Here is a 23,453-nt window from a genome sequence, read left to right on the forward strand (position 1 = left end):
GTTAAGATTTTCGTAAAGAGGGTAAATAAAATGGATTTTTCTGAAAAAGATAAACGTTATAAAGATTCATTACTTTATAAGGTTGCATGGCTCTATTATATTGATGGTTTGACTCAAAAAGAGATTGCAGATCGTCTTTCTGTCAGTCGAATTAAAATCATCAAAATGTTAGAAGAGTCACGTCAAAAGAAAATTGTTCGTTTCCACTTTTCGACAGTCTATCGGGATAAAAACAAGATTGAACAACAGTTAATAGAAAAATACAATTTAAAAGATGTCTTTGTTGTGCCATGGAGTAGCAATGAAAACTTAGCGGAAGATTTAGGACAAGCTACGGCCATGTATCTGAATGATTTAATTAAAGATGATGCATTCGTTGGAGTTGGTTATGGTGAAACAATGGGAGCCTTCCTCAGACATTTATCAGGATTGACGGATAAAAATCTATCTGTCATCTCCATGACTGGTGGAGTAATGCCCTATATCAGACAGATTGGAAATGGAATCATTGATATTAAACACTATTTAATTCCTGCTCCATTAGTTGTAGGTAGTAAAGAATTAACGGAAGCAATTTTGAAAGAAAAATCAGTATCCGATATTGTCGAAATGACGGAGAAAATCAATGTAGTTGTTTCTAGTTTAGGTGGAATGCAAGAACATTCGACCATACTGAAATCAGGTCTTCTCACACCTGAGAAGTTTGAAAGCTTAAAGAGTAAAGGTGCAGTTGGAGATATGCTAATGCACTTTATGGATGAGGATGGCAATCTCGTTGATGATGAGATTGAAGACAGAATCATCAGTACCAAGCTAGATAAACTTAAAAATTATGATTATATCATTGTTGCAGCTGGAGGAGACGCAAAACTTCCAATTATTCATACTGCTATTACACATGGTTTTGTTAATGTATTAATTACGGATGAAAACACAGCAGAGCTTCTATTAGGAGACTGCACATGGAAGAAAGAAGAGAATACTTATTAGCGCTCGATGGAGGCACAGGGAGTTTTAGAGCTATTTTATTCCAAAAAGACGGTGTGCAAAAAGCTATTGAGCAAATTGAATGGGAACATCCTGTATATGATGAATACCCAGGAAGTGTAGGTTTTGATTTTGAAAAAAACTGGGAGATTATCCAGCGCTGTATTCGAAATCTAATAGAAAAAAATAATATTGCTCCTGAAGATATTAAAGGGATCTCAACGGATTCAATGAGAGAAGGGTTCATTCTTTATGATGAAAATCAAAAGGAATTAATTGGTTTTTCTAACATCGATGCTAGAGCCAAAGAAGAAGTGATTTCATTAAAGAGGGAACATCCTACATTAGAAATGGAAATCTATCTTGAAACGGGCGAAACATTTGCATTGAGTGCAGTTCCACGTTTGCTTTGGGTTCAAAAAAACAAGCCAGATCTTTACAAAAAGGCTAAATATATGAACATGATAAACGATTGGATTGTATTCAAATTAACTGGAAAAATCGTTTCAGAGCCAAGTAATTCTTCTACTAGCGGATTATTTGACCTAGCTAAACGCGAATGGTTACCGGAAGTAGCGAAGAAATGTGGCTTAAAGGATGATATATTCCCACCTGTCTATGAAAGTGGGGTTCCAGTAGGAAATGTAAGTGCTGAAGCTGCTCATCAAACTGGCCTCTCAGAATCAACGATTGTAGTTTGCGGTGGTGGAGACTCTCAACTAGGTTGTATTGGGGTTGGATCCATTAAACCAAATCAAGCTGCCCTTTTTGGAGGAAGTTTTTGGCAATATGAATTCAATACCGATAAACCTTATGTGGATGACAGAGGTAGAATTCGAGTAAATTGCCACTCGGTTCCTTCTGTGTGGCAACAAGAAGCAATTGCTTGGAGTTCCGGTCTCGTGATGAGATGGTTTAGGGATGCATTTTTAGACTTAGACGTGGAACTAGCTAAACAATTAGGAACTTCTGTGTATGCGCTCATGGATCAAAAAGCGAAAGAAATTCCAATTGGATGTTATGGAATGCATTCGATTTTTGCGGATGTCATGAACTTTAGAAATTTGAAGCACGCGAGCCCAACTTTCACAAACTTTTCAATTGACCCTTTAAAATTTAATAAAGAAACCTTTTATAAGTCCATTATGGAAAATGCGGGTTTGATTACCTTAGGTCACTTGAAAATGGTTGAAGAAATCACTGGAAATAAACCAGATGAAATTTTCTTTGCGGGTGGCTCCGCTTATAGTGAGTTATGGTCACAAACGATTGCAGATATTTTAGGAATCAGAGTGATTACTCCAAAAGAAAAAGAGGCGACGGCACTAGGCGCTGCGTTTCTAGCGGGGATTGGTAGTGGCGTTTACGATAATTTGGAAGAAACAACCCAATATGTTCAAATTGACAAAGTTTACGAACCGGATATGGATAATCATCGTAAATATTTAGAGATTTTCAATGATTGGCAAGTGCTTTATAAAGAGTTGCTAAATATTTCAGATAAGGGGTTAACAGATTATATGTGGATTGCCCCAGGTTCTGAATAATAAAGGAGTGATTGTATGTTTGTATTAGATGAAAAAGAGAAAGATTATCGTTTTGGTGATAGTGGGCCAAAGTACTTAATGAAAGGGCCACGTTCCAATTTTGCAGTAGTAAGATTTAATCCGGGACAAGATTTTCCAGCGCATTATCATGAAATTATGGAAGAAAATTTCTATGTTCTTGAAGGGAAAATTGATATTTATGTTGATGATGCAAAAGTCACTTTGTCTAAAGGAGAGTTTATTCATATTGAACCAAATGAAGTTCATTATGTAAAAAATCCTTATGATGAACCAATTGTCATGGTATCGACATTGGCACCTTTCCAAGAAGTGGATAAGATTGAAACCCCTGATTTCAAGCCAGAAGATTAAAATAGAGCCCCCTGATGAATGATTCACAGGGGGTATTGTCATCATCATTTTTTATTTTTTAAAAGAACTGAAAGGAGATTTGTATGACATACCCAGATTATATTTATGAGCTCTGCCATGTGACATATGACATGTGGAATAAGGGTTGGGATGAATACAATGGTGGCAATGTAAGTTATCGTCTCACAAAAGAGGAAGCTAGATCGATTGAAGCAGACCTTGCAGGAACCTTGTATACTTATTACGATACAAATAGAAATGAAGTAGAAGTTCTAGATGTACCTGAGCATGTACAAGGAGAGTATCTCTTAATTACTGCTTCAGGAAGTCACTTCAGAACATTGTGTTTACAACCTCATGAGGACACAGGAATCATTCAATTGACTCCAAAAGGGTACCGAGTAGTAGCAGGATTTGTCACAGGAAAACGTCCAACCAGTGAAATCTTCATGCATATATTAGCTCATGCAGCAAGACTAAAAGTGGATTCTAATCACCGCGTTGTGATTCATAATCATGCGACCAATATTGTTATTTACTCATTATTAGATGAAGTAACGAGTGAATCATTAACGCTTGATTTATGGTCCGTATTAACAGAATCTATCGTTGTATTCCATGACGGGATTGCTGTATTGCCTTGGGAAGTTCCTGGAACTCAGTTAATCGGTGACGATACAGCGCGTGAACTGGAGACTCATCGCCTTGTCGTATGGGCTAAACACGGAGTGCTTTCAACCGGAAAAGACTACCAAGACTGCTTTGGTCTCATCGAAACAGCCGATAAAGCTGCACATATTGCCTTAGAACTAAAACGTGTCAGCGGAAAGAGCATCCGCGAAAACAACGTCTTATCAAAAGCAGACTTGAAGAAAGTTTGTGATGTTTTAGGAGTAGAAGGTAAATATTTAAATAATTAAGAAACTTCATTTTTTATTAGAAAAGAGATAGACATAGTTCTATCTCTTATTTTTATAAAGTCTATTATAAAATCTGAAATATTCCCATTAATACCTGAATTAAATCTAATTATGGTTGCTATATGTTAATGAAAATATAATAAATAGAGATAAAAATATAATTAGTTCCACATTAATCTGGAACTAGAACGAATAAAAATAATTGTAGGCATATCATATACTAGAAGTGTGATAAAACGCTTGCAGTAGAAATGAATTGATTAGGGAGTGAACGCATGAATGCAAGACAAATTTTCCTATTAGAATATTTGCTTAAACAAAATGAGTATCTCTCAGCAAACCAATTATCTGAAAAGTACGGAGTTTCTACGAAAACTGTTTATCAAGATATTGACAAAGTAAATTTCTTTTTAGAAGAAGGAGCATTGAACAGCAGAATTATTAAAGTTCCAAGAAAAGGAATCAAGTTATCTGCTGATGAAGAAAGAAAAAGGATTCATGCTTTTCTTTTGGAGAATAAATTTGAATCTGGGGCAGAAAATTATACGCCAGAGTATAGAGAATCAGAGATTATTAAAAGGTTATTTATTAATCAAGATAAATTAGATATCTATGAGTTTGCTGAAGAAATGTTCGTTACAGAATCAACTGTTCATAGAGATATTGATAAATTAGAGAACAATTTAGGAGAGTTTGATTTGAAAATCCGAATCAAACATGATTGTTTTTATGTGGATGGTGATGAGTGGAGTATTAGAAAAGCATTATATTCTTATATAACTCAAAATCAAACAATCCGTAGTGAAAAAGGGTTAGAAGGATTCTTTACAAAAGGCGATGTTGAAAAATGTAGAGAGGCTATTGATAGATTATCTCAAAAATATCATCACCAATTTTCAGATGATTATTCATGGTTATTACTTACAGAATGTCTAGTTTTTAAAAAGAGAACTGATCAAAAAAATTACTTAACGAAAAGAACAAGTAACTTGATAAATGATCTTAACCACTTAGAAGTTTATTTCTTTTCTGGAGAATTGTTGGAGAACATTATTGATAAGCCTTTTTCAGAAATTTCTCCCTTTGAGATTGAAGCAATGGCGTATAGTTTGCTTGCTTACGGGTTTAGTATACAATCAGCTGATTATATTCAAAATATTGAGGAGCAGGTAAATGAATTAATCGAAAAAGTATCTATTTTACTTAGTCTTGACTTAACTAAAGACAAACATTTGAAATTGATGTTATCAAACCACATTTCAAAAATGATTTTCAGATTACGAAATCAAATTTACATTACAAATCCGGCTATAGAGGAAATAAAAAAACAGTATTCTAGTTTGTTTAATGTCATTTGGATCGCTATTCGAGACTTGGGTAAATACTATGAAATCAATATTCCTAATGAAGAGTTGGCATTTATCGTAATTCATTTTCAATTGGCAATTGAAAAAATACTAAAACCTTTGAATGTCGTTGTTATCTGTCAAAATGGTATCGCAACTTCAGAATTAATCATGAGTAAGCTCCACAAGATTTTTGATGCAGATGCAAAGATTACAAATATTAGTGTACGAGAAATCGATTTTTATGATTTAAGCAATATCGATTTAATTATTTCTACAATTTCGCTTCCAGATATAACGATTCCTGTGATTGAGGTTAGCCCAATTCTTACAAAAGGGGAAATTGAATCTATAAGAAGTTTCTACACTGATCATATGACCGATAATTACACATTAATGCGAACAAGTTTAGATGGTAGAAAGTTTAACATGGAATCATTACAAACATTAATTAAGACTCCTAAATTAATTCATGTATCTGTGAAAAATAAAAAAGAATGTATTGAGAAAATGATTGATGAATGCGACCTGTCTAATCGGAGAATTCAAGGATTTAAAGAGTCAATTCTTGAAAGAGAAACGTTAGGTAGTACAAGTGTATACACAGGGGTTGCTTTACCTCACTGTGATCCAAGATTTGTTAATCATTCCGAATTAATATTTATGACATTAGATAAGCCGATTAATTGGGGTAAAAATAATGTTAAATTAATCATCCTTATTGCCGTTGCAGAAAATGATATTCCGATTTTTAAAGATAGTTTAATCGCATTATATTCTGTGATTGAAAATCAAGAATTAATGAATGAATTGGTGTTCATGAATAATGGTGATGAAATTAAGGAAAGACTATTAAAGGAGGTGAGCCAAAATGCTAAATGAGGAAGTCTTTGAAATGAATGTTCCAAACATGAAAACGAAAGAAGAAGCGTTAAGCTATTTGGCTGATAAATTAATCAGTAAAGGAATTGTAAAAGAATCTTATAAACAAGCAATTATTGATAGAGAGCATGTTTTTCCGACAGGATTGCAGTTTGAAGCGTATGGAATTGCTATCCCACATACAGATGTAGAACATGTGAATAAAGAGCAAATGGCGTTAATGACATTGAAAGAAGCTGTGTCGTTTTATCAAATGGGAACAAATGATGTTGAAGTTCCAGTGAGAGTAATTTTTATGCTAGGGCTGAAAGAAGCACACAGTCAATTGACGATGCTTCAACAACTGATGGAAGTCTTACAGGATAAAGACATAATGGAAAGAATCTTGAGCATGGATGAAAATACACCTAACTCGGAGATAAAAGAAGTATTAGCATTAAAAAATATTAAATAATTAAATGGTTTAGTAATAGGAGAGGAGGACGGAAAGTTACTAAATCATCAGTATCAGACTGATATTCTGATTATTATACATTAGGAGGAAATTATAATGTTAGAATTTTTTCAAAAATTTATTGATTTAGGAGCCATTGTTGTTCTACCAATTTTAATTTTTATTTTTGGTATGGCTCTTGGAACTAAACCTAAAAAAGCCTTTGTATCAGGTATTATTGTTGGGGTTGGTTTTGTAGGATTAAATATGGTAGTCGATTTGCTAGGAGGTAGCTTAGGACCTGCGGCTCAAGCAATGGTTGAACGTTTTGGTTTAAACTTAACAACAATTGACGTTGGTTGGCCAGCTGCTGCAGCAATTTCCTATGGTACATTGTTAGGTTCGCTTGCTATTCCAATTGGTATCGGTATTAACATTTTACTTTTATTCTTAGGGTTAACAAAAACATTGATGGTTGATATGTGGAATTTCTGGCATGCAGCCTTTGTTGCTTCACTAGTTTACGCAGTTACACAAGATTTCACATTGGGTTTATATGCAACTGCTACTTATTTAGTAATGATTTACTTATTAGCAGATCTTATTGCACCAGCAATCAAAAAATTCTATGGATTTCCTAATATTACATTCCCACACGGAACTTCAGCACCTGGATTCCTAGTTGCGATTCCTTTGAACTGGTTATTTGACCGTATTCCTGGATTTAACAAAATTGAAGCTAACCCAGAAAGTATCCAAAAGAAATTTGGTGTGTTTGGTGAAAGTACAGTTTTAGGCTTATTAATTGGTATTGCAATGGGTCTTTTAGCTGGTTATGATGCAAAAGGAGTTCTTCAATTAGGTGTTAAAATGTCTGCTGTAATGGTTCTTATGCCACGTATGGTGTCTCTATTAATGGAAGGTTTAACGCCAATCTCAGAAGCTGCTAACGAATTCGTTCAAAAACGTTTCCCAGGTCGTGAAGTAAATATTGGTATGGACTCAGCATTGTCAGTAGGACATCCAGCAGTATTATCAAGTTCATTACTTTTAGTACCAATTACAATTTTACTTGCAGTCATTTTGCCTGGAAACCAAACATTACCATTTGGTGACCTTGCAACAATCCCATTCGTAGTCTGCTTAATGGCAGCTGTATTTAAAGGAAATATTGTTCGTACAGTTGTCGGTGGAGCGATTTATATGACAAGTATTTTCTATATTACATCATGGGTTGCGCCTCTTGTTACGCAAGCAGCAAAAGCAGCTAACTTTGATTTAGGTGGAAATACAAGTATTACAGCGCTAGCAGAAGGTGGGTTATGGCCAACTTGGTTATTTGTCTTTGCTGGGCAAACAGCCCCATGGATTATTTTAACAGTTGTATTAGTTGGATCATTAGCTGGTCTATTCTATGTTAATAAAGTTCGAGTTGCAAAATAGGAGTGAATATTATGAAAAAATTATTAGTTATGTGTGGTTCTGGTATTGCGACATCTACTGTTGTTGTTGGTAAAGTAAAACAGTGGTTGAAGGATAATGGGTACGAAGATAAAGTGCAAGTATTCCAATCTAAAGTATCAGAAGAAGTAAATAGACTTGATGAATATGACGTAGTTATTTCTACAACAGTAGTTCCTGATTCCGTAAAAGATAAAGTAATTATGGGATTGCCATTACTTACAGGTATGGGAATCGATTCTTTATGGAATGAATTGAAACAAGCATTGGAGGCTTAATCATGAAAGCAAGAATGAGAGATGTTTTGGGAAATGCAAAAAAAGAGCATTATGCAGTTCCAGCAACTAATTTCATCGATTGGAATTCTGCAAAAGCATACAGTGAAATCAGCGAATCTAGAAAATTACCGTTAATTCTTGCTTATGCACAAGTACATTCTCAATATTTAAGTTTAGAAGACGCAGCAGCAATTGGACGTTATTTCCAAGAAGTAACAAATACTCCGGTTGTGTTGCATCTCGATCATGGTCAAGATTTTGAATTCATTAAACGTGCTATTGAACTTGGATTTAATTCAGTCATGATTGATGCTTCATTAGATACATTTGAGGAAAATGTTCGTAAAACGAAAGACGTTGTGGAATACGCACATCAATTTGGTGTAGATGTAGAAGCTGAAATTGGATTTGTTGGAGCAAATGCTGCTTCGAATAATGAAGAGGTGAAATCCATTTATACGAGTGTTGAAGATGCTAAGAAATTTGTTGAAGAAACGAATGTAGATTCATTAGCTGTTTCTATTGGTACTTCTCATGGGTTGTATAAAGGTACTCCAAAATTAAACTTTGAACGGTTAGAAGAGTTGAATGAAGCACTTACTATTCCTTTGGTATTGCATGGCGGGTCAGGTTCTGGAGATGATAACCTAAATCGTTGTGCTACACATGGTATTTCAAAGATTAACATTTATAGTGATTTTATATACTCTGGTGCCAAAGCAGTTGCTGATGGATATGTAGAAAACTATATTGATATTGTGAATTTATCAAGAAAGGGTATGGAAAATACTCTTGAACATTATTACAAAGTATTTGAAACCAAATAAATTAGGAGGAGAAATATGAAAATTTTAAAAAGCAAATTCTTTATCTTCAATCCCAAATCATATTTATTTGGTGATGAATTACTAGAGTTAGCTAAAGAAGCGGACCATTTAGCAGAGGTTTATCCTGAAATTAGTATTTTTGTGACTTGCCCATATGCAGATATTAGTAGAGTTGCGAGTGAAACAAAAAATATTATTGTAACGGCTCAACATTTAGATGGAATTGATTGCGGTAGGGGAATGGGAGCTGTATTACCAGCATCGTTATATAATGCTGGTGCTAGAGCAACGTTCTTAAACCATGCCGAACATCCATTAACAACATCACAAGTAGTGGCGTCCGTAAATAAAGCAAAAGAACTAGGAATGATTACAGTTCTATGTGCGGATTCTATTCAAGAAGCGAGAATGCTTGCAATGTTAGAGCCAACAATTATGCTTTGTGAACCGACAGAGCTTATTGGTACTGGACAAACCAGCGATGATTCTTATATTGTGAAAACGAATGAACAAGTGAAGTCAGTAAATCCTAATATTCTTATGATGCAAGGTGCAGGAATTATGAATGAAAAGGATGTCTATCGGACTATTAAATTAGGCGCAGAAGGTACTGGTTGCACAAGTGGTATCGTAAAAGCTGAAAATCCAAAAGAAATGTTGAGATTAATGGTTGAAGCGATTGATCAAGTGATGAATGAGGGTTAATCATGAGTGTATTTCAAAAAGAGTTTAAAGTTGAAACAAAAGAAAAGGCTGTATCCTATGTGGATATTACGCAAAGTGTAAAAGATACTATTTTAGAAAGTGGTATTCAATCGGGAACTTGTACAGTTGTAACAGCACATACGACATGTTCTATTTTCTTTGAAGAAGATACACATGATCGAGATGAAGACGGAGTGGATTTCTTACAATTAGATTTGAATCGAATCTTAGAAAGTATAGTTCCGCCCCATATAAATGCGCAAAGTTACAATTATCCAGGCGAAGCACACTATAAAGAAGTAGAATCATGGCCTAACCCAGAAGAATGGCTACCAAATGGAGATCGTAGCTACCTTTGGAATGGAGATGCGCATATCAAGGCCACTATTATAGGTGCAAGTGAAACATTAGCAGTAGTGGATGGTCAATTAGGAATTGGTAAAACTGGGTATGTTTATTTTGCCGACTTTGATAAAACACGAGAAAGAACAAGAAAGTATAGAGTCATTGTTTTAGGAGAATAAAGGCATGAAAATAATCATGCAATATATTTTAATTACTAGTTAAGAAAATGAATAAAACGAAAACTAGAATTGCCAAAAACTGGTCGCCATCTATTCATTTTAGGTGCAATAAGATTTTCTTATTGCACCTTTTTTTGAAAAAATCAAAAAAAAGTTTTTGTCACCTCGCTTTGTGAAACTGAGAATTTCGAACTAAAATATAATGCTAATTTATATCTATTTTAAGGCGTTTTTGAAGTTCGCATCCAATCTACATATTGTGAAATACGCCAGAAAATATTTTAAAAAGAACAAGTTTACGTGTTAACACGTTAAGTTTTACTTGAAACTGGTTTCGTTTAGTGTTAGACTGAACGCGAGAGCGCTACCAAAGGAAAAAAAGATTTGGTAGTAAAAAGCTTTTATGAATCAATTAAGGAGGAGAACTATGGAAACGAGATATACACACAGTCCAGAGGACATCAGACATTATTCTACGGAGCAATTAAGAAAGGAATTCTTAGTTGAGAAAGTATTTGAACCAAATCAAGTGAAGTTAACGTACACTCATAACGACCGCATGATTTTTGGTGGGGTAATGCCAGTTGAAGGGAAATTAACTATCGAATTATCTACAGAGTTAGGAGTGGAATACTTCCTTCAAAGACGTGAAATGGGTGTGATTAATATTGGGGGCCCAGGTGTCATTGAAATTGATGGTGTTTCAGAAAATATGGTGAAACAAGATGGATATTACATCGGAAAAGAGACAAGAGAAATTGCTTTTTCAAGTATTTCTGCTGAAGATCCTGCGAAATTCTACGTTGTGTCCGTTCCAGCACATCATAAATATCCAAACAAAAAATTAAGCATTGAAAAAATTGTTCCACTTTGCATGGGTGAATCTAATACATTAAACCAAAGAAAAATTTATCAATATGTTCATCCAAATCAATGCGAAAGCTGCCAATTACAATTAGGGTACACAGTCCTTGAACCAGGTAGCTCTTGGAATACAATGCCATGTCATACGCATGAACGTCGTATGGAAACATACCTTTATTTTGATATGGAACCTGATACAAGAGTCTTCCACTTCATGGGGACTCCGCAAGAAACAAAACACTTAGTCGTTGGAAACGAAGAAGCATGTATTTCACCAAGTTGGTCTATTCACTCAGGTGTGGGAACGTCAAACTACACATTCATCTGGGGAATGGCTGGAGAAAACATCACCTATACCGACATGGATATGGTTCCAATGCAAGATCTTAAATAGTGAGGAGTAAGTAAAATGACAAATGACATGTTTTCATTAAAAGGCAAAGTTGCACTCGTAACAGGTGCAGTATACGGAATCGGGTTTGCGATTGCAGAAGCTTTAGCAAGTGCTGGTGCCACTATCGTATTTAATGATAGAAATGAAAGTGGAGTAGAAAAAGGGCTAGCAAACTATGCGGAAAAGGGTATTAAAGCTTACGGATATGTTTGTGACGTTACGGATGAACCTGGTGTTCAAGAAATGGTGAAAAAAATCGAAGCAGAAGTAGGCCTGATTGATATCTTAGTCAACAATGCTGGAATCATCAAACGAATTCCAATGCATGAAATGGCGGCTGAAGATTTCCGACAAGTAATCGATGTCGACTTGAATGCGCCATTTATCGTATCAAAAGCCGTTATTCCTTCAATGATTAAAAAAGGCGGCGGTAAAATCATTAACATCTGTTCAATGATGAGTGAATTAGGACGCGAAACCGTTTCGGCTTATGCAGCTGCTAAAGGCGGATTGAAGATGTTAACACGTAACATTGCATCAGAATATGGATGCTACAATATTCAATGTAATGGAATTGGACCTGGTTATATTGCGACACCACAAACAGCTCCTCTTCGTGAAATTCAACCTGATGGAGAAAGACATCCATTTGATAAATTTATTATCGCAAAAACACCAGCAGAAAGATGGGGAGAAGCTGAAGACTTGAAAGGTCCGGCCATCTTCCTTGCAAGTGGTGCAAGTGACTTTGTAAATGGTCATATCCTCTATGTGGACGGCGGTATTTTAGCGTACATCGGTAAACAACCTTAATTTTAAACGCCCCTTCCCGTAGAAGGGGTGTTTATTCTGTTTACTTGAGGAAATTATTTTGTTATGATGACTTTAAAATAAAAGGACGGAAGTGTTTGTGTGTGCTACCAAAGTATGAAATTATAAAACAAAACATTTTAAAAGAGATTGACGAAGGCAAATTTAAACCCGGCTCTAAAATTTATTCCGAAGGTGATTTGAAAAAAATCTATCAGGTTAGTAATACAACTGTCGTTAAAGCATTAAATGATTTAGTGGCAGAAGGGTACTTGATTCGAAGACAAGGAGAAGGGACCTTCGTTCGTAAAAACATGTTGCATCGAAAAGTTAGTTTCAGTGAAAGACTAACGAAGAAATTCAATCCGCAAAAGAATTCGGAACGAGTAGAGACTTCGATACAAATCTGTGAAGATAAACGCGTTTTAAGTCAATTTGAAGGGAAAGGTCCTTTATATGAAATCGTTCAAAGGGCGATGATTGACGATACTTTATGGAAAATTCAAAAGCGTTTTGTTCAAACGACCTTATTAAGTGAAGAGGCAGTTCGTCATATTACTGATGGTGGAAGTGTCTCTAAAGAGTTGGGTATTGAAAATAACTTAGTAAATATGCCTATGAGCATGACAATTGAATTTAAAACAGTGGATATTCCTGAAACAAACGAGCTCCAAACCAATTCGGTAGTGATTGTAAAGAAAACAATCTTTAACAATACAACCAAAGAAGTGATTGAATACTCAGAAAGCTTTATCCATCCTGATTTTTATGAAGTTAATTTGATTGCTGAATAAAATAAGAATCCTCCTAATGTGGGGGATTCTTATTTTTTTTAATTTTTATTAAATAAACCGTTTACAAATTCTAAAAGGAGTGGTAGAATTCATTTATAGGGTTAACACGTTAAGTTAAAAACGGAAGGATGGTCATGATGAAAAAAGTTTGGTCGAGCTGTTTAGTTTTAGCTTTTGCTTTGGTTTCGTCTCTGGGAGTCTCTCAGGGAAATCTTGTATATGCTGAGGATCATAAGGAAACTCAGGCAGAACAAACAGTCAATCTTGTAAAAAATGGAACGTTTGATTCGACCCTCGATACAGGGGAAAAATGGACTGGAAAATCAGCAGTTGATTGGAATACTCCTTGGATTGCTAAAGGAGAAAAAGGAAAGTATAAAATTCAAATTACAGATGAAGGGAATCTTTTAATGGAAGCTGAATCTGAAATGAGAGCGGTAGTAGGACAAGATATTCCAGTTGAACCGAATCAAAAGTATACTTTTTCAGTGAGAATTAAAACGGAAAAACTAGACTCTAAAATTGGGGCTAGAGTTCGCATTATGTCTTATGACAGCAATAACAAACAGCTTTCACCACTTTGGTATAGCAAGAGCTTAGTCGGAGATAATGATTGGACGACGATTACGCAGGAGTTTGTCGCAGCAAGTGAAGCGACAAAAATCCGAGTGGAGTTATTCTTTGAAACAGGAAAAGGGAAAGTTCAATTCGATGATGTGAGCTTAACCAAAAAAGAGGAGAAAAAAGAAACTCAACCGCAAACATCAAAAGAGATTGATTTTGATGAATCTGTAATGCTAACGACCGGTAAACGTTGGGTTCTCGATTCAAAATATACGTATAAGATTAAGGATACTTCTGTTGCTACCATCGAAAACGGAGCAATTGTTCCTAAAAAGGCTGGAAGTACTGAATTAGTTGTAAGCGCTCCAGACAGCAAAGATAAAGTGGTTCCTTTGAAGGTCCTTGAACCAAACGAAACGTATGAGAACTTGTTAAAAAAATGGGATGCTATGATTTCTGGGAATGACTTTTACTCTACAGAGAGTAGTTATATGAAAGAAATCTTTAACGTTAATGAAAAAGAAGTAGAAGGATATCTATCAAGTTTCTTAGCAAAAGATGAAAAGAAAATTTGGGATGCAGTTGGGGATTACTCTAAATCAGCCAATTTAACGAAGACGTATAGACGCGTAGAGCAAATTGCAAAATCAGTTACGAATAAAAACTCAAAATACTATAACGATGACAAAGTTATTCAAGTGGTTAAGCATAGTATGAAATTAATGTATGACCATTACTACAATGAAAATACTGAGTCTAAAGGAAATTGGTGGGATTATGAAATTGGAGTGCCTCGTGCCATCAATAATATCCTAACGATTATGAATCGTTATTTCAGTAAAGAAGAAATTGCGAAATACTTAAAACCAGTGAGCAAGATGGTTCCAGACCCATCTAAAATCATGGTCAGCCAAAACCGTGGTAAAACAGCTGTTGGTGGGAACCTTTCAGATTTGGGGAAAGTTAAAATCATTGAAGCGCTCCTCCTTGAAGATGACGCTAAATTAGAACGCTCAATTCAAGCCGTAAGTAATGTATTAGCATTAGTTTCTGAGGGCGAAGGGTTCTACTACGATGGTTCTTATGTAGATCATACAAATATTGCTTATACAGGGGCATACGGGAATGTATTAATTGATGGATTTTCTCAATTACTTCCTGTTATCCAAGCAAGTCCTTATAAGATCAGTAATGACAAATTAAACGTTCTTTATCACTGGATTCATCAAGGATTCTTACCTTTGATTTATAAGGGTGGATTGATGGATATGACAAGAGGTCGCTCACTTAGCAGAAAAGTTCAAAATGATCACTATGCAGCCGTGGAAGTTTTAAGAGGTATTTTAAGAATTGCAGAAGCAAGTGATCAACAAGAAAAAGCGAAACTTCAAGGGTTAGTAAAAGACATCGTTTCTTCCGATAATTTCTACGATACCTTTAAATCGTTGAAGTCTTTCTACGATGTTCATCTCTTTGAAAGTCTAATGTACAATCCGATGGTGGAGGCGACTCCTAGGGACACTTATCTCAAACTCTATCAAGCAATGGATAAAGTTGCTTACTACAATAAAGAACGTGAATTTGCATTCGGAATTAGCATGTATTCGAATAAGATTCAAAACTACGAATTCATGAATAATGAAAATGCCAAAGGTTGGTATACAAGTGATGGTGTCTCTTATCTCTACAATGATGATTTAAGTCATTATAGTGACGATTATTGGGCGACAGTCGATCCATACAAACTTGCAGGGATTACAGAAACGAATGAAGTAAGGAAAAAAGGATCTGGAATGACGACAATGGATCATTCATTTGTTGGAAGTACAGCGCTAGGAAATAAATACGGAACGGTTGCGATGGACTTCCAAAACTGGAATAAGACACTGACTGCTAAAAAATCATGGTTCATTTTAGGAGATCGAATCGTATTCCTCGGTTCGGATATTAAGAACAGTACGGACAATGAAGCTTATACAGTAGTCGATAATCGTAAAATTCAAAGAGCATCAAGAAATCGTAGTGCTTCGAAGAATGATTATAGTGTCGTTGCAGACGGAAAGGAAGTTCCTGTTTCAGACGCGGATACCAAAATGCAAGTGAAAGATTTACTCTTAAAATCTCAAAACACGCAAATGAATATTGGATATAAATTCCTAGAACCAACAACTGTTAATGTGAAAAAAGAAAACCGTAAAGGAACTTGGAAGGATATTAATGAAGGACAAAGTGATGAAGAAGTAGAAAATAGCTTCATTTCAATTGTTCAACCACATGACGCTACGAATAATAAATATGCGTATGTCCTCTATCCAAATCGTTCAGCTAAAGAGTTTGAAGAGGAAAAGAACAACGATGACATTCAAGTTGTAGAAAATTCTGAAAAAACGCAAGCAGTCTTTGATAAGACGAATCAAATTTACGGAGTTGTAAAATATGATGACTCTGAGTTGACATTAGAAGATGGCCTTGTATTAAAAGAGAAAGGAATTTATACCATTAAAAAAGAGGGCAATAAGCTAGACATTGCATTCTTAAATCCAGAAGATCCTTCAGCAGGACTACCAGCACTCAACACAGGCAAATACGAATTACAAAATTCAACAGAACCTACTGTTGAAAACAAGATTAGATATTACACGTATTTAGTGAAAAAACAAACAGAAGAAGAAACGACTCAGGAACAAACTCAAGAGCAAACACAACAAAGTTCAAGTGAATCAACTACTGAAATTAGAAACACAGAAGATTCAAAAGACTCCAATACAACAAAAGAAGAGACTTTACCTGCTACAGGGGCTAAGAATTTTGAAGTGTATACGTTACTTGGAATTTTATTATTAACAATTTCACTTATTTTTTCAAAAAAACGTTTACAAAAATAAAAAAATAGGGTACAATGAACTTAACAAGTTAACGTGTTAAGTTGCCTTATAGAGAGGTGCAAAAATGATTGATAAAAATATCGAACTTTTGAAAGCGTATAAATCGAATGAGTCGGAGGTCTTAACTCCAGCTTTAGTAGATGAAGCAATCAAAGTTTGTTTAGAAAAAATTGATAGTAACTTAGAGCAGTTGGGGGAACAATTCCCAACGCCGGCAACATTCGATAATGACTATAAACCGATGGAAAATATCGAATGGACCAATGGTTTTTGGACTGGAATGTTGTGGCTCGCTTATGAATTTACTGGGGAAGAGAAATATAAAGTAGCTGCCGAAAAGAATGTGGATTCCTTCATTGAACGAATTGAACGATTAATCGAAGTTAATCACCACGACTTAGGCTTCCTATATACGCCTTCTTGTGTCAGCGCTTATAAGCTAACAGGAAATGAGAAAGCAAAAGAAGCGGCCATTAAAGCTGCGGACCAACTCGCTTCAAGATATCAAGAAAAAGGAAACTTCATTCAAGCTTGGGGAGAATTAGGAGCACGTGATAACTACCGCTTAATCGTGGATTGCTTATTAAATATTCCTCTTCTATTCTGGGCAAGTAATGAAACTGGAGATAGTAAATATGAAGAAATGGCCAAAGCTCACTTCAAGACAACGTTAAAAAACGCCATTCGTCAAGATGCTTCTGCTTTCCATACTTTCTACTTTGATCCAGAAACAGGAGAACCTGCATATGGAAAAACAAGACAAGGATATTCAGATGATTCTGCATGGGCAAGAGGGCAAGCGTGGTTAATTTATGGAATTGCACTATGCAATGCGTACGCTCCAGCCGAAACTAATGTTGAATATTTCCAAGCAGTAACAAATTACTTCTTAAATCGTGTGCCGGAAGACTTTGTATGTTATTGGGACTTAATCTTTGATGATACTTCAGGTCAACCAAGAGATACTTCTGCAGCTGCCATTGCAGTTTGTGGTATCCAGCAAATGGCTAAAGAGCTTCCAAATAATGAAGCGGTTAAAGAGTATGAAAAATGGGCAGACAGAATTCTATATAACCTAATCACCAAATATACGGATAAAAAAGGATCTACTATCGTTGCCTTATTAAATGAAGGAGTATATTCATGGCATTCAGGGAAGGGGGTTAACGAGGGAAATATTTGGGGTGATTACTTCTATCTAGAAGCGCTTATGCGTAAAAAGAAAGACTGGGAAATGTACTGGTAAAAAAGAAAAGAAAGGAATGAAAACATGGAAAACAAACCAAACATTAAAATGGTCAGAATTGACGAAAGACTTATCCATGGTCAAGGACAATTATGGATTAAGAGTTTAGGAGTTAACTTAGCCATTTGTGCAAATGATGCAGTGTCAACAGATGAATTACAACAAACATTAATGACAACTGTACTGCCAAAAGAAGTGAATGTACGTTTTTGGACGATTCAAAGAACTGCTGAAATTATTTGGAAAGCTGCCCCACACCAAACAATTTTTGTAGTAGTATCTAGTCCAGCGGATGCACTTTGCTTATGTGAACTAGGATTTCCAATGGAAAATGTGAATGTAGGTAACATTCATGCAGCTCCTGGAAAGGATAAAGTATCACAATTCATTTATCTAGGAGAAGAAGATAAACAAGCACTTCGAACAATGAAAGAAAAATTCAATGTTCAATTCAATACAAAAACTTCTCCAGTTACGAATGACGGAGCACAAACTTTAGAAAAATTATTAGAAATGATTAGCTGAAAAGAGGGAGAACAATGGAAATTTCATTAATGCAAGGTATTTTGATTGGTCTAGTAACAGCATTCTGTTATTCAGGGATGTTACTAGGAATTTATACAAACAGAGCAATTGTTATGGCGTTTTTTGTAGGGTTAATTTTAGGAGACATTCCTACAGCATTAACATTCGGAGCTTTAGCTGAATTAGCTTATATGGGATTCGGGGTAGGTGCTGGTGGTACAGTTCCACCTAACCCAGTAGGACCTGGTATCGTAGGTACGATCATGGTAATTACATTAAAAGATCAAGGGATTACACCTGAAAATGCATTAGCACTTTCATTCCCATTTGCGGTATTATTCCAATTCGTTACAACATTCTTATACACATTCTTCGCTGGTAATCCAAAAATGGCTGAAAAAGCGATTGAAAATGGTCACTTTGGTAAATTTAAACTAATCGCACACTCAACTTATATCGGTTTAGCAGTTGCTGGTTTCATTATTGGTATCTTGTCTGCACTAAGCCGTCCAGCATTAGAAGCATTTGTTAATGCTTTACCAAAATGGTTGATTAGTGGTTTCGGTGTAGCTGGTGGGTTAATTCCTGCAATCGGTTTTGCAATGATTTTATCTGTAATGTTGAAGAAAGAATTAACTCCATACGTAATCCTTGGTTATATCTGCGTGGCTTACTTAGAATTACCAACAATGGCTGTAGCATTAGTTGGTTCAGTATTTGCATTAATTGCTTACTACCAAAATTCTAATAAACAAGAAGTTGTTGTGGGAACAGTTCAAACTAGCGAAGTGGAGGATTTTAGCAATGGAATCTAAAAAAAATAAATTAACGAAACGTGATTATTTTAGAACATCATTAAGATCATACATCTTACAAAATGGATTCAACTATAATACTTATCAAGGGGTCAGCTACTTAAACGTTATCTTACCTGGCTTAAAGAAGATTTATAAAGATGATCCAGAAAAATTAAAAGAAACTGCTAAAGCAAACTTGGAGTTCTATAACACAAGTCCACATTTAGTACCGTTTATTTCGAACTTACAATTAGCGATGTACGAAGATGGTCAAAGTATTGATTCTGTACGTAGTATTAAAATGGCTCTTATGGGTCCTTTAGCAGGGATTGGAGATTCTATCGCACAATTCGGTTTAGCGCCATTGTTCTCTACAATCTTTGCAGGTTTAGCTCTAGATGGTCTAGGATTTGCTCCAATGGGATATTGGTTGGCAATGTTATTAAGTATGTTTGCTATCAAAGTATTCATGGGATATCTTGGATATCGTTTAGGGACAAATGCTATTAAAACTTTAAGCGCTCAAATTAGCAAAATCTCTGAAGCAGCCAATATTGTTGGGGTAACTGTTATCTCTGCATTAGCAGCCTCATTTGTAAAAGCTAAAATTGCCATTCAATATGCGACAACTGTAAGTTCTGGTGAAGAACAAATCGTTTCTATCCAAAAAATCTTAGATAAAATGATGCCAAGATTATTACCAGTATTAATTACAGTATTAGTGTTCTATCTATTGAAGAAGAAAAAATGGAACACTTATCAATTATTAATCCTATTATTCGCAATTGGTATCTTAGCTTCTGTTCTAGGAATTTTAGCATAAGGTGATGAGATGTTTACGAATCTAGAGACATATCAATCTAGATTTTGGTTAAAAGAAGAATTTCTAAAAAAGATAGGGAAAAGTTCAAGTGGGTTTCTGCTTGAACTTTTTTCTAGAGTAGATGCTTTAGTTGACCAGGATTTAGTCTACTATGATCATCAAATGGATATGGAAACGTGTTTTGAAAAATATTCATTTCATGAGTTTAAATGGCACCAAACGCCAAATGGAGATATGGAATGGATCTTCATGTTAAATCGGCAAGGATATCTGGTTGATTTAGCTGTGGCATTTTATATAACAAAAGAAGAAAAATACTTGAAAAAGTGGAAGGAAATCGTTTTTGATTTTATTTTGGAAAATGAAAAAGAGATTTCTCACCCAGAAGCTTCATGGAGAGTTTTGGATGCAGGCATCCGCTTAATGAATTGGGTGAAAAGTTTAACCTATCTTCCTCTATCAAAGTTTAGTGAGGTAGAAAGAAAGCAAATTCAAGAAGCGATGTCTTTGCATGTTAATTATATTCGTACTCATTTACAAGAGAAGCATCTTCTAAGTAACTGGGGAGTGCTTGCAGTCAGTGGTGTTCTTTCTTTCGTATATTTCTTTGATGAACAACCTGAGCTGTATTTGTGGGCTAAAGAAACACTTTTAAAGCAAGCGTCTCTTCAGTTTACAAAAACGGGACTTCATTGGGAACAAAGTCCACTGTATCATCATCAAGTTGTAATGTGTTTTGCTTATTTATTTCAGATTGCTTGTTACATGGGAGATGAGGATCAACACATTTGGAAGGAAGTTTTGATCGAACCCATTCGTGCGAGCTATTATTTATCGAATTCCTCTCACATGCTTTTAGCGTTAAATGACAGTGATACGGTTGATTTTTCTTGGGTCCATTCCTACTATCATTTGCTGGGGTTTGAGAGTGAATGTCCAGAGTATACAATGGGAGTTTTATATTCAGGGAGAGCGTTTGATAAAAAACATAAAGTGAATTTCGAAGACTGGTTTTATGATGAAGTAGGCGGATTAGCGGTTGTAAAAAGTTCAGATATTTACTTCAGTCTGTTTTGTGGCCTTCATGGAAGCTCACATGGTCATGCATCCCTCGGAGCAATCAGTTTAGAAATGGATGGAGTTCATTTTATGACACATCCCGGACGATATACTTACACGGAATGTGAAAATCGAGTTCGCTTTAAATCAGAACGGATGCAAAATACGGTTTTAGTAGAAAAAGGGCATTATCCTTCTATTGAAAATTCATGGGGATATCATTGGGTAGCAAAACCTTTATCGATTCAGATGAAAAAGGAGGAAGCTCTCTATTATTTTGAAGCACAATGGAGTATTCCTATGAAAGATAATGAAACTTCTAGTAGAGCTTATGTTAGTCGAAAAATGATTTTGGATACGCAAGCAAAACTTCTTTTGGTGATTGATGAAGAAGAAAGTGGACATGCTTTAGCCCAAAACTTTATCATCCCAACGAAACATTCGAATGATGTGTATTCCAGGTTCTGGACGAATGGAGAGATGGTTACAGAGGCTATCCAATATTCTAAACGATACAATTCGTTGGATGAAGGCATTCAATTAAAAATCAGAAATAAAAAAGATCCCATTTTTACATGTATTGCATTGGAACCTTATTCAGTGGAGAAGGAGAGCATCCCTCGCCTAGATTGTCCAGGAGAAGAAAGAGGGACAAAAATAAAATGTAAAACCAAGAGTGGAGAGTTAACGATCTATTATTCTCCAGAAGATATTCATAATGGACTGAAATATCTAAAAGATTCAAATGGAAATATCGTTTATGGGAGAATGGTTGCTGAGAAAAATAATCAGAAAATAAGATTCAGATAAAAAACTAACCTTTGTTTCATAGCAAAGACGGATTTATAAAGGAGAGAAAGGACATGTCAAGTGTATTAGATCAATTAAAAGAAAACTATATTTTTGCAGTTATTCGTGGAAAATCATCAGATGATGCGATTGAAATTTCAAAACATTCTGTATTAGGTGGAATTAAAAATATTGAAGTGACTTATACAACACCTGAGGCTTCTAAAGCAATTACTGAATTGAAAGCTCTTTATGCAAAAAAATCAGAAGTTGTCATTGGTGCTGGAACGATTATGACAGTAGAGTTGGCTAAAGAAGCAATTGCTGCTGGTGCGGAATTTTTAGTAAGTCCTCACTATGATGCACATATTCAAAAGGTTGCTCATGAAGCTCATATCGATTACTTCCCAGGTTGTGCAACTACGACAGAAATCGTGCAAGCGATGAATGGTGGAGCAAAAATCATCAAACTATTCCCTGGTGGAGTTTTAGGACCTTCATTTATTAAAGATATTCATGGCCCAATTCCAAATGTAAATTTAATGCCTTCAGGTGGAGTTTCTCTAGCCAATATTAAAGAGTGGAAAGAAAAAGGCGCAGTAGCAGTAGGTGTAGGAAGTGCTCTTGGTGCGAAAGTTGCAACAGAAGGGTATGAAAGTGTAACACGAATTGCCAAAGAATTTGTGAATGCTTTAGCGGATTAATTGGAGGTAATTCATCCTTCTAAAAAAATTCAATTTAAGAAAAGAGGAGTCAAGATGAGAGTCATCACTTTAGGTGAAATTTTGCTAAGATTATCGACCGCAGATGATGTACGGTTAAAAAGTACAAAAGAGTTCAGAGTCTGCTATGGTGGAGCTGAAGCAAATGTAGGGATTTCTTTAGCGCACTTTGGCCATGACGTTTCTGTGGCAACGGTTCTACCACAAGATAATCCTTTAAACGATGCTGTAAGTTCAAGATTACGAATGAATGGAATCAATACGAATCTAGTAGCGACAGAATATGGAAGATTAGGAACCTACTTTTTAGAACAAGGAAATGCGGGACGTGCTTCTCGTGTTACATACGACCGCTTATATTCTAGTATTTCCGTTTTAAATGAACTATGCTGGAATCTAGACGAAATCTTTATTGATACTGATTTGCTTCATATTTCAGGAATTCTACCAGCTCTTTCTAAGAAGTGGCAAGCTTGGACGGTTGAAGTCGTCCGTAAAGCGAAAGAATATGGATGCTATGTGAGTTTTGATATGAACTATCGTAGTAAGTTGTGGAGTTATGAGGAAGCCTATCCTTGTTTCCAACAAATCTTGCCTTATGTAGATATCCTTTCTGCGGGTAGACTTGATGCGATTCATTTCTTGAAAGTAGCATCAGAAGACGAAGATGTTTCGCTGGAAGAAATTTACATGCGAGTTCAAGGAAAATATCCAAAAATTAAAGTGTTGTATTCAACCAAACGAAATGTCATTTCAACAAATCATAACGAATTACAAGGATTCTTTATAGGCGAAGATGGAGTGTTTGTAGAATCCAAACTCTATGATATTAATCCAATTATCGACCGAGTAGGTGGAGGAGATGCTTTTGCTGCAGGAATTCTAAACGGCGTTCTAAA

General features: G+C 35.5%; 22 protein-coding genes. All 22 read left to right on the top strand.

What is annotated here, in order from left to right; genetic code table 11:
• Positions 1–30 precede the first annotated feature (30 nt).
• Positions 31–990: a sugar-binding transcriptional regulator gene (locus HMPREF3103_RS02105; RefSeq protein WP_005605804.1), complete on the top strand. Its 960-nt coding sequence runs from the start codon at positions 31–33 to the stop codon at positions 988–990.
• Positions 963–2,534, top strand: a complete 1,572-nt coding sequence (lsrK, locus tag HMPREF3103_RS02110; protein WP_070437045.1) for an autoinducer-2 kinase — start codon at positions 963–965, stop codon at positions 2,532–2,534. The genes HMPREF3103_RS02105 and lsrK overlap by 28 nt, the downstream gene beginning before the upstream one ends.
• 15 nt (positions 2,535–2,549) lie before the next feature.
• Positions 2,550–2,906: a cupin domain-containing protein gene (locus HMPREF3103_RS02115; protein ID WP_070437046.1), complete on the top strand. Its 357-nt coding sequence runs from the start codon at positions 2,550–2,552 to the stop codon at positions 2,904–2,906.
• Positions 2,907–2,989: 83 nt separating this feature from the next.
• A complete protein-coding gene (rhaD, locus tag HMPREF3103_RS02120; RefSeq protein ID WP_070437047.1) occupies positions 2,990–3,826 on the top strand; it encodes a rhamnulose-1-phosphate aldolase in 837 nt (278 codons plus the stop codon).
• Positions 3,827–4,101: 275 nt separating this feature from the next.
• Complete coding sequence (locus tag HMPREF3103_RS02125) at positions 4,102–6,054, top strand: BglG family transcription antiterminator (protein WP_070437048.1); 1,953 nt, start codon at positions 4,102–4,104, stop codon at positions 6,052–6,054.
• Complete coding sequence (locus tag HMPREF3103_RS02130; RefSeq protein ID WP_070437049.1) at positions 6,044–6,508, top strand: PTS sugar transporter subunit IIA; 465 nt, start codon at positions 6,044–6,046, stop codon at positions 6,506–6,508. The genes HMPREF3103_RS02125 and HMPREF3103_RS02130 overlap by 11 nt, the downstream gene beginning before the upstream one ends.
• A gap of 96 nt (positions 6,509–6,604) precedes the next feature.
• Positions 6,605–7,930 carry a PTS galactitol transporter subunit IIC gene (locus HMPREF3103_RS02135; RefSeq protein WP_070437050.1) on the top strand — a complete coding sequence of 442 codons (1,326 nt, stop codon included), beginning with the start codon at positions 6,605–6,607 and terminating at the stop codon, positions 7,928–7,930.
• 11 nt (positions 7,931–7,941) lie between these two features.
• On the top strand, positions 7,942–8,226 hold the full coding sequence (locus HMPREF3103_RS02140) for a PTS sugar transporter subunit IIB (protein ID WP_005605792.1): 285 nt from the start codon (positions 7,942–7,944) through the stop codon (positions 8,224–8,226).
• A gap of 2 nt (positions 8,227–8,228) precedes the next feature.
• The gene (locus HMPREF3103_RS02145; RefSeq protein ID WP_049554420.1) at positions 8,229–9,053 is read left to right on the top strand and encodes a class II fructose-bisphosphate aldolase; all 825 of its coding nucleotides are present in this window, start codon (positions 8,229–8,231) and stop codon (positions 9,051–9,053) included.
• Positions 9,054–9,068: 15 nt separating this feature from the next.
• Positions 9,069–9,758, top strand: a complete 690-nt coding sequence (locus tag HMPREF3103_RS02150) for a triose-phosphate isomerase (protein ID WP_070437051.1) — start codon at positions 9,069–9,071, stop codon at positions 9,756–9,758.
• A gap of 2 nt (positions 9,759–9,760) precedes the next feature.
• Positions 9,761–10,282 (top strand): YjbQ family protein, encoded by a 522-nt coding sequence (locus HMPREF3103_RS02155; RefSeq protein ID WP_049554422.1) that lies wholly within the window; start codon positions 9,761–9,763, stop codon positions 10,280–10,282.
• Between the two features lie 427 nt (positions 10,283–10,709).
• Positions 10,710–11,540 carry a 5-dehydro-4-deoxy-D-glucuronate isomerase gene (gene kduI / locus HMPREF3103_RS02160; protein WP_070437052.1) on the top strand — a complete coding sequence of 277 codons (831 nt, stop codon included), beginning with the start codon at positions 10,710–10,712 and terminating at the stop codon, positions 11,538–11,540.
• 15 nt (positions 11,541–11,555) lie between these two features.
• The gene (locus HMPREF3103_RS02165; protein WP_070437053.1) at positions 11,556–12,353 is read left to right on the top strand and encodes a gluconate 5-dehydrogenase; all 798 of its coding nucleotides are present in this window, start codon (positions 11,556–11,558) and stop codon (positions 12,351–12,353) included.
• Positions 12,354–12,454: 101 nt separating this feature from the next.
• Entirely contained in the window at positions 12,455–13,144 is a 690-nt protein-coding gene (locus HMPREF3103_RS02170) for a GntR family transcriptional regulator (protein WP_070437054.1), read from the top strand.
• 134 nt (positions 13,145–13,278) lie between these two features.
• Positions 13,279–16,593, top strand: a complete 3,315-nt coding sequence (locus HMPREF3103_RS02175) for a polysaccharide lyase family 8 super-sandwich domain-containing protein (RefSeq protein ID WP_168132807.1) — start codon at positions 13,279–13,281, stop codon at positions 16,591–16,593.
• A gap of 64 nt (positions 16,594–16,657) precedes the next feature.
• The gene (locus HMPREF3103_RS02180) at positions 16,658–17,839 is read left to right on the top strand and encodes a glycoside hydrolase family 88 protein (protein WP_070437056.1); all 1,182 of its coding nucleotides are present in this window, start codon (positions 16,658–16,660) and stop codon (positions 17,837–17,839) included.
• Positions 17,840–17,863: 24 nt separating this feature from the next.
• The gene (locus tag HMPREF3103_RS02185; RefSeq protein ID WP_070437057.1) at positions 17,864–18,364 is read left to right on the top strand and encodes a PTS sugar transporter subunit IIB; all 501 of its coding nucleotides are present in this window, start codon (positions 17,864–17,866) and stop codon (positions 18,362–18,364) included.
• 14 nt (positions 18,365–18,378) lie between these two features.
• Entirely contained in the window at positions 18,379–19,179 is an 801-nt protein-coding gene (locus HMPREF3103_RS02190; RefSeq protein WP_070437058.1) for a PTS mannose/fructose/sorbose/N-acetylgalactosamine transporter subunit IIC, read from the top strand.
• Positions 19,169–19,984, top strand: coding sequence for a PTS system mannose/fructose/sorbose family transporter subunit IID (locus HMPREF3103_RS02195; protein ID WP_070437059.1), 816 nt, complete (start codon positions 19,169–19,171; stop codon positions 19,982–19,984). Before HMPREF3103_RS02190 ends, HMPREF3103_RS02195 begins: the two co-directional genes overlap by 11 nt.
• Before the next feature lie 9 nt (positions 19,985–19,993).
• Positions 19,994–21,853, top strand: a complete 1,860-nt coding sequence (locus HMPREF3103_RS02200; RefSeq protein ID WP_070437060.1) for a heparinase II/III family protein — start codon at positions 19,994–19,996, stop codon at positions 21,851–21,853.
• 53 nt (positions 21,854–21,906) lie between these two features.
• Complete coding sequence (locus HMPREF3103_RS02205; RefSeq protein ID WP_070437061.1) at positions 21,907–22,536, top strand: bifunctional 4-hydroxy-2-oxoglutarate aldolase/2-dehydro-3-deoxy-phosphogluconate aldolase; 630 nt, start codon at positions 21,907–21,909, stop codon at positions 22,534–22,536.
• Between the two features lie 54 nt (positions 22,537–22,590).
• Positions 22,591–23,453, top strand: an 863-nt coding sequence (locus tag HMPREF3103_RS02210) for a sugar kinase (protein ID WP_246826942.1), incomplete at its 3' end; no start/stop codon positions are given.

The organism is Granulicatella sp. HMSC30F09, assembly GCF_001806915.1.
GTDB lineage: Bacteria > Bacillota > Bacilli > Lactobacillales > Aerococcaceae > Granulicatella > Granulicatella adiacens.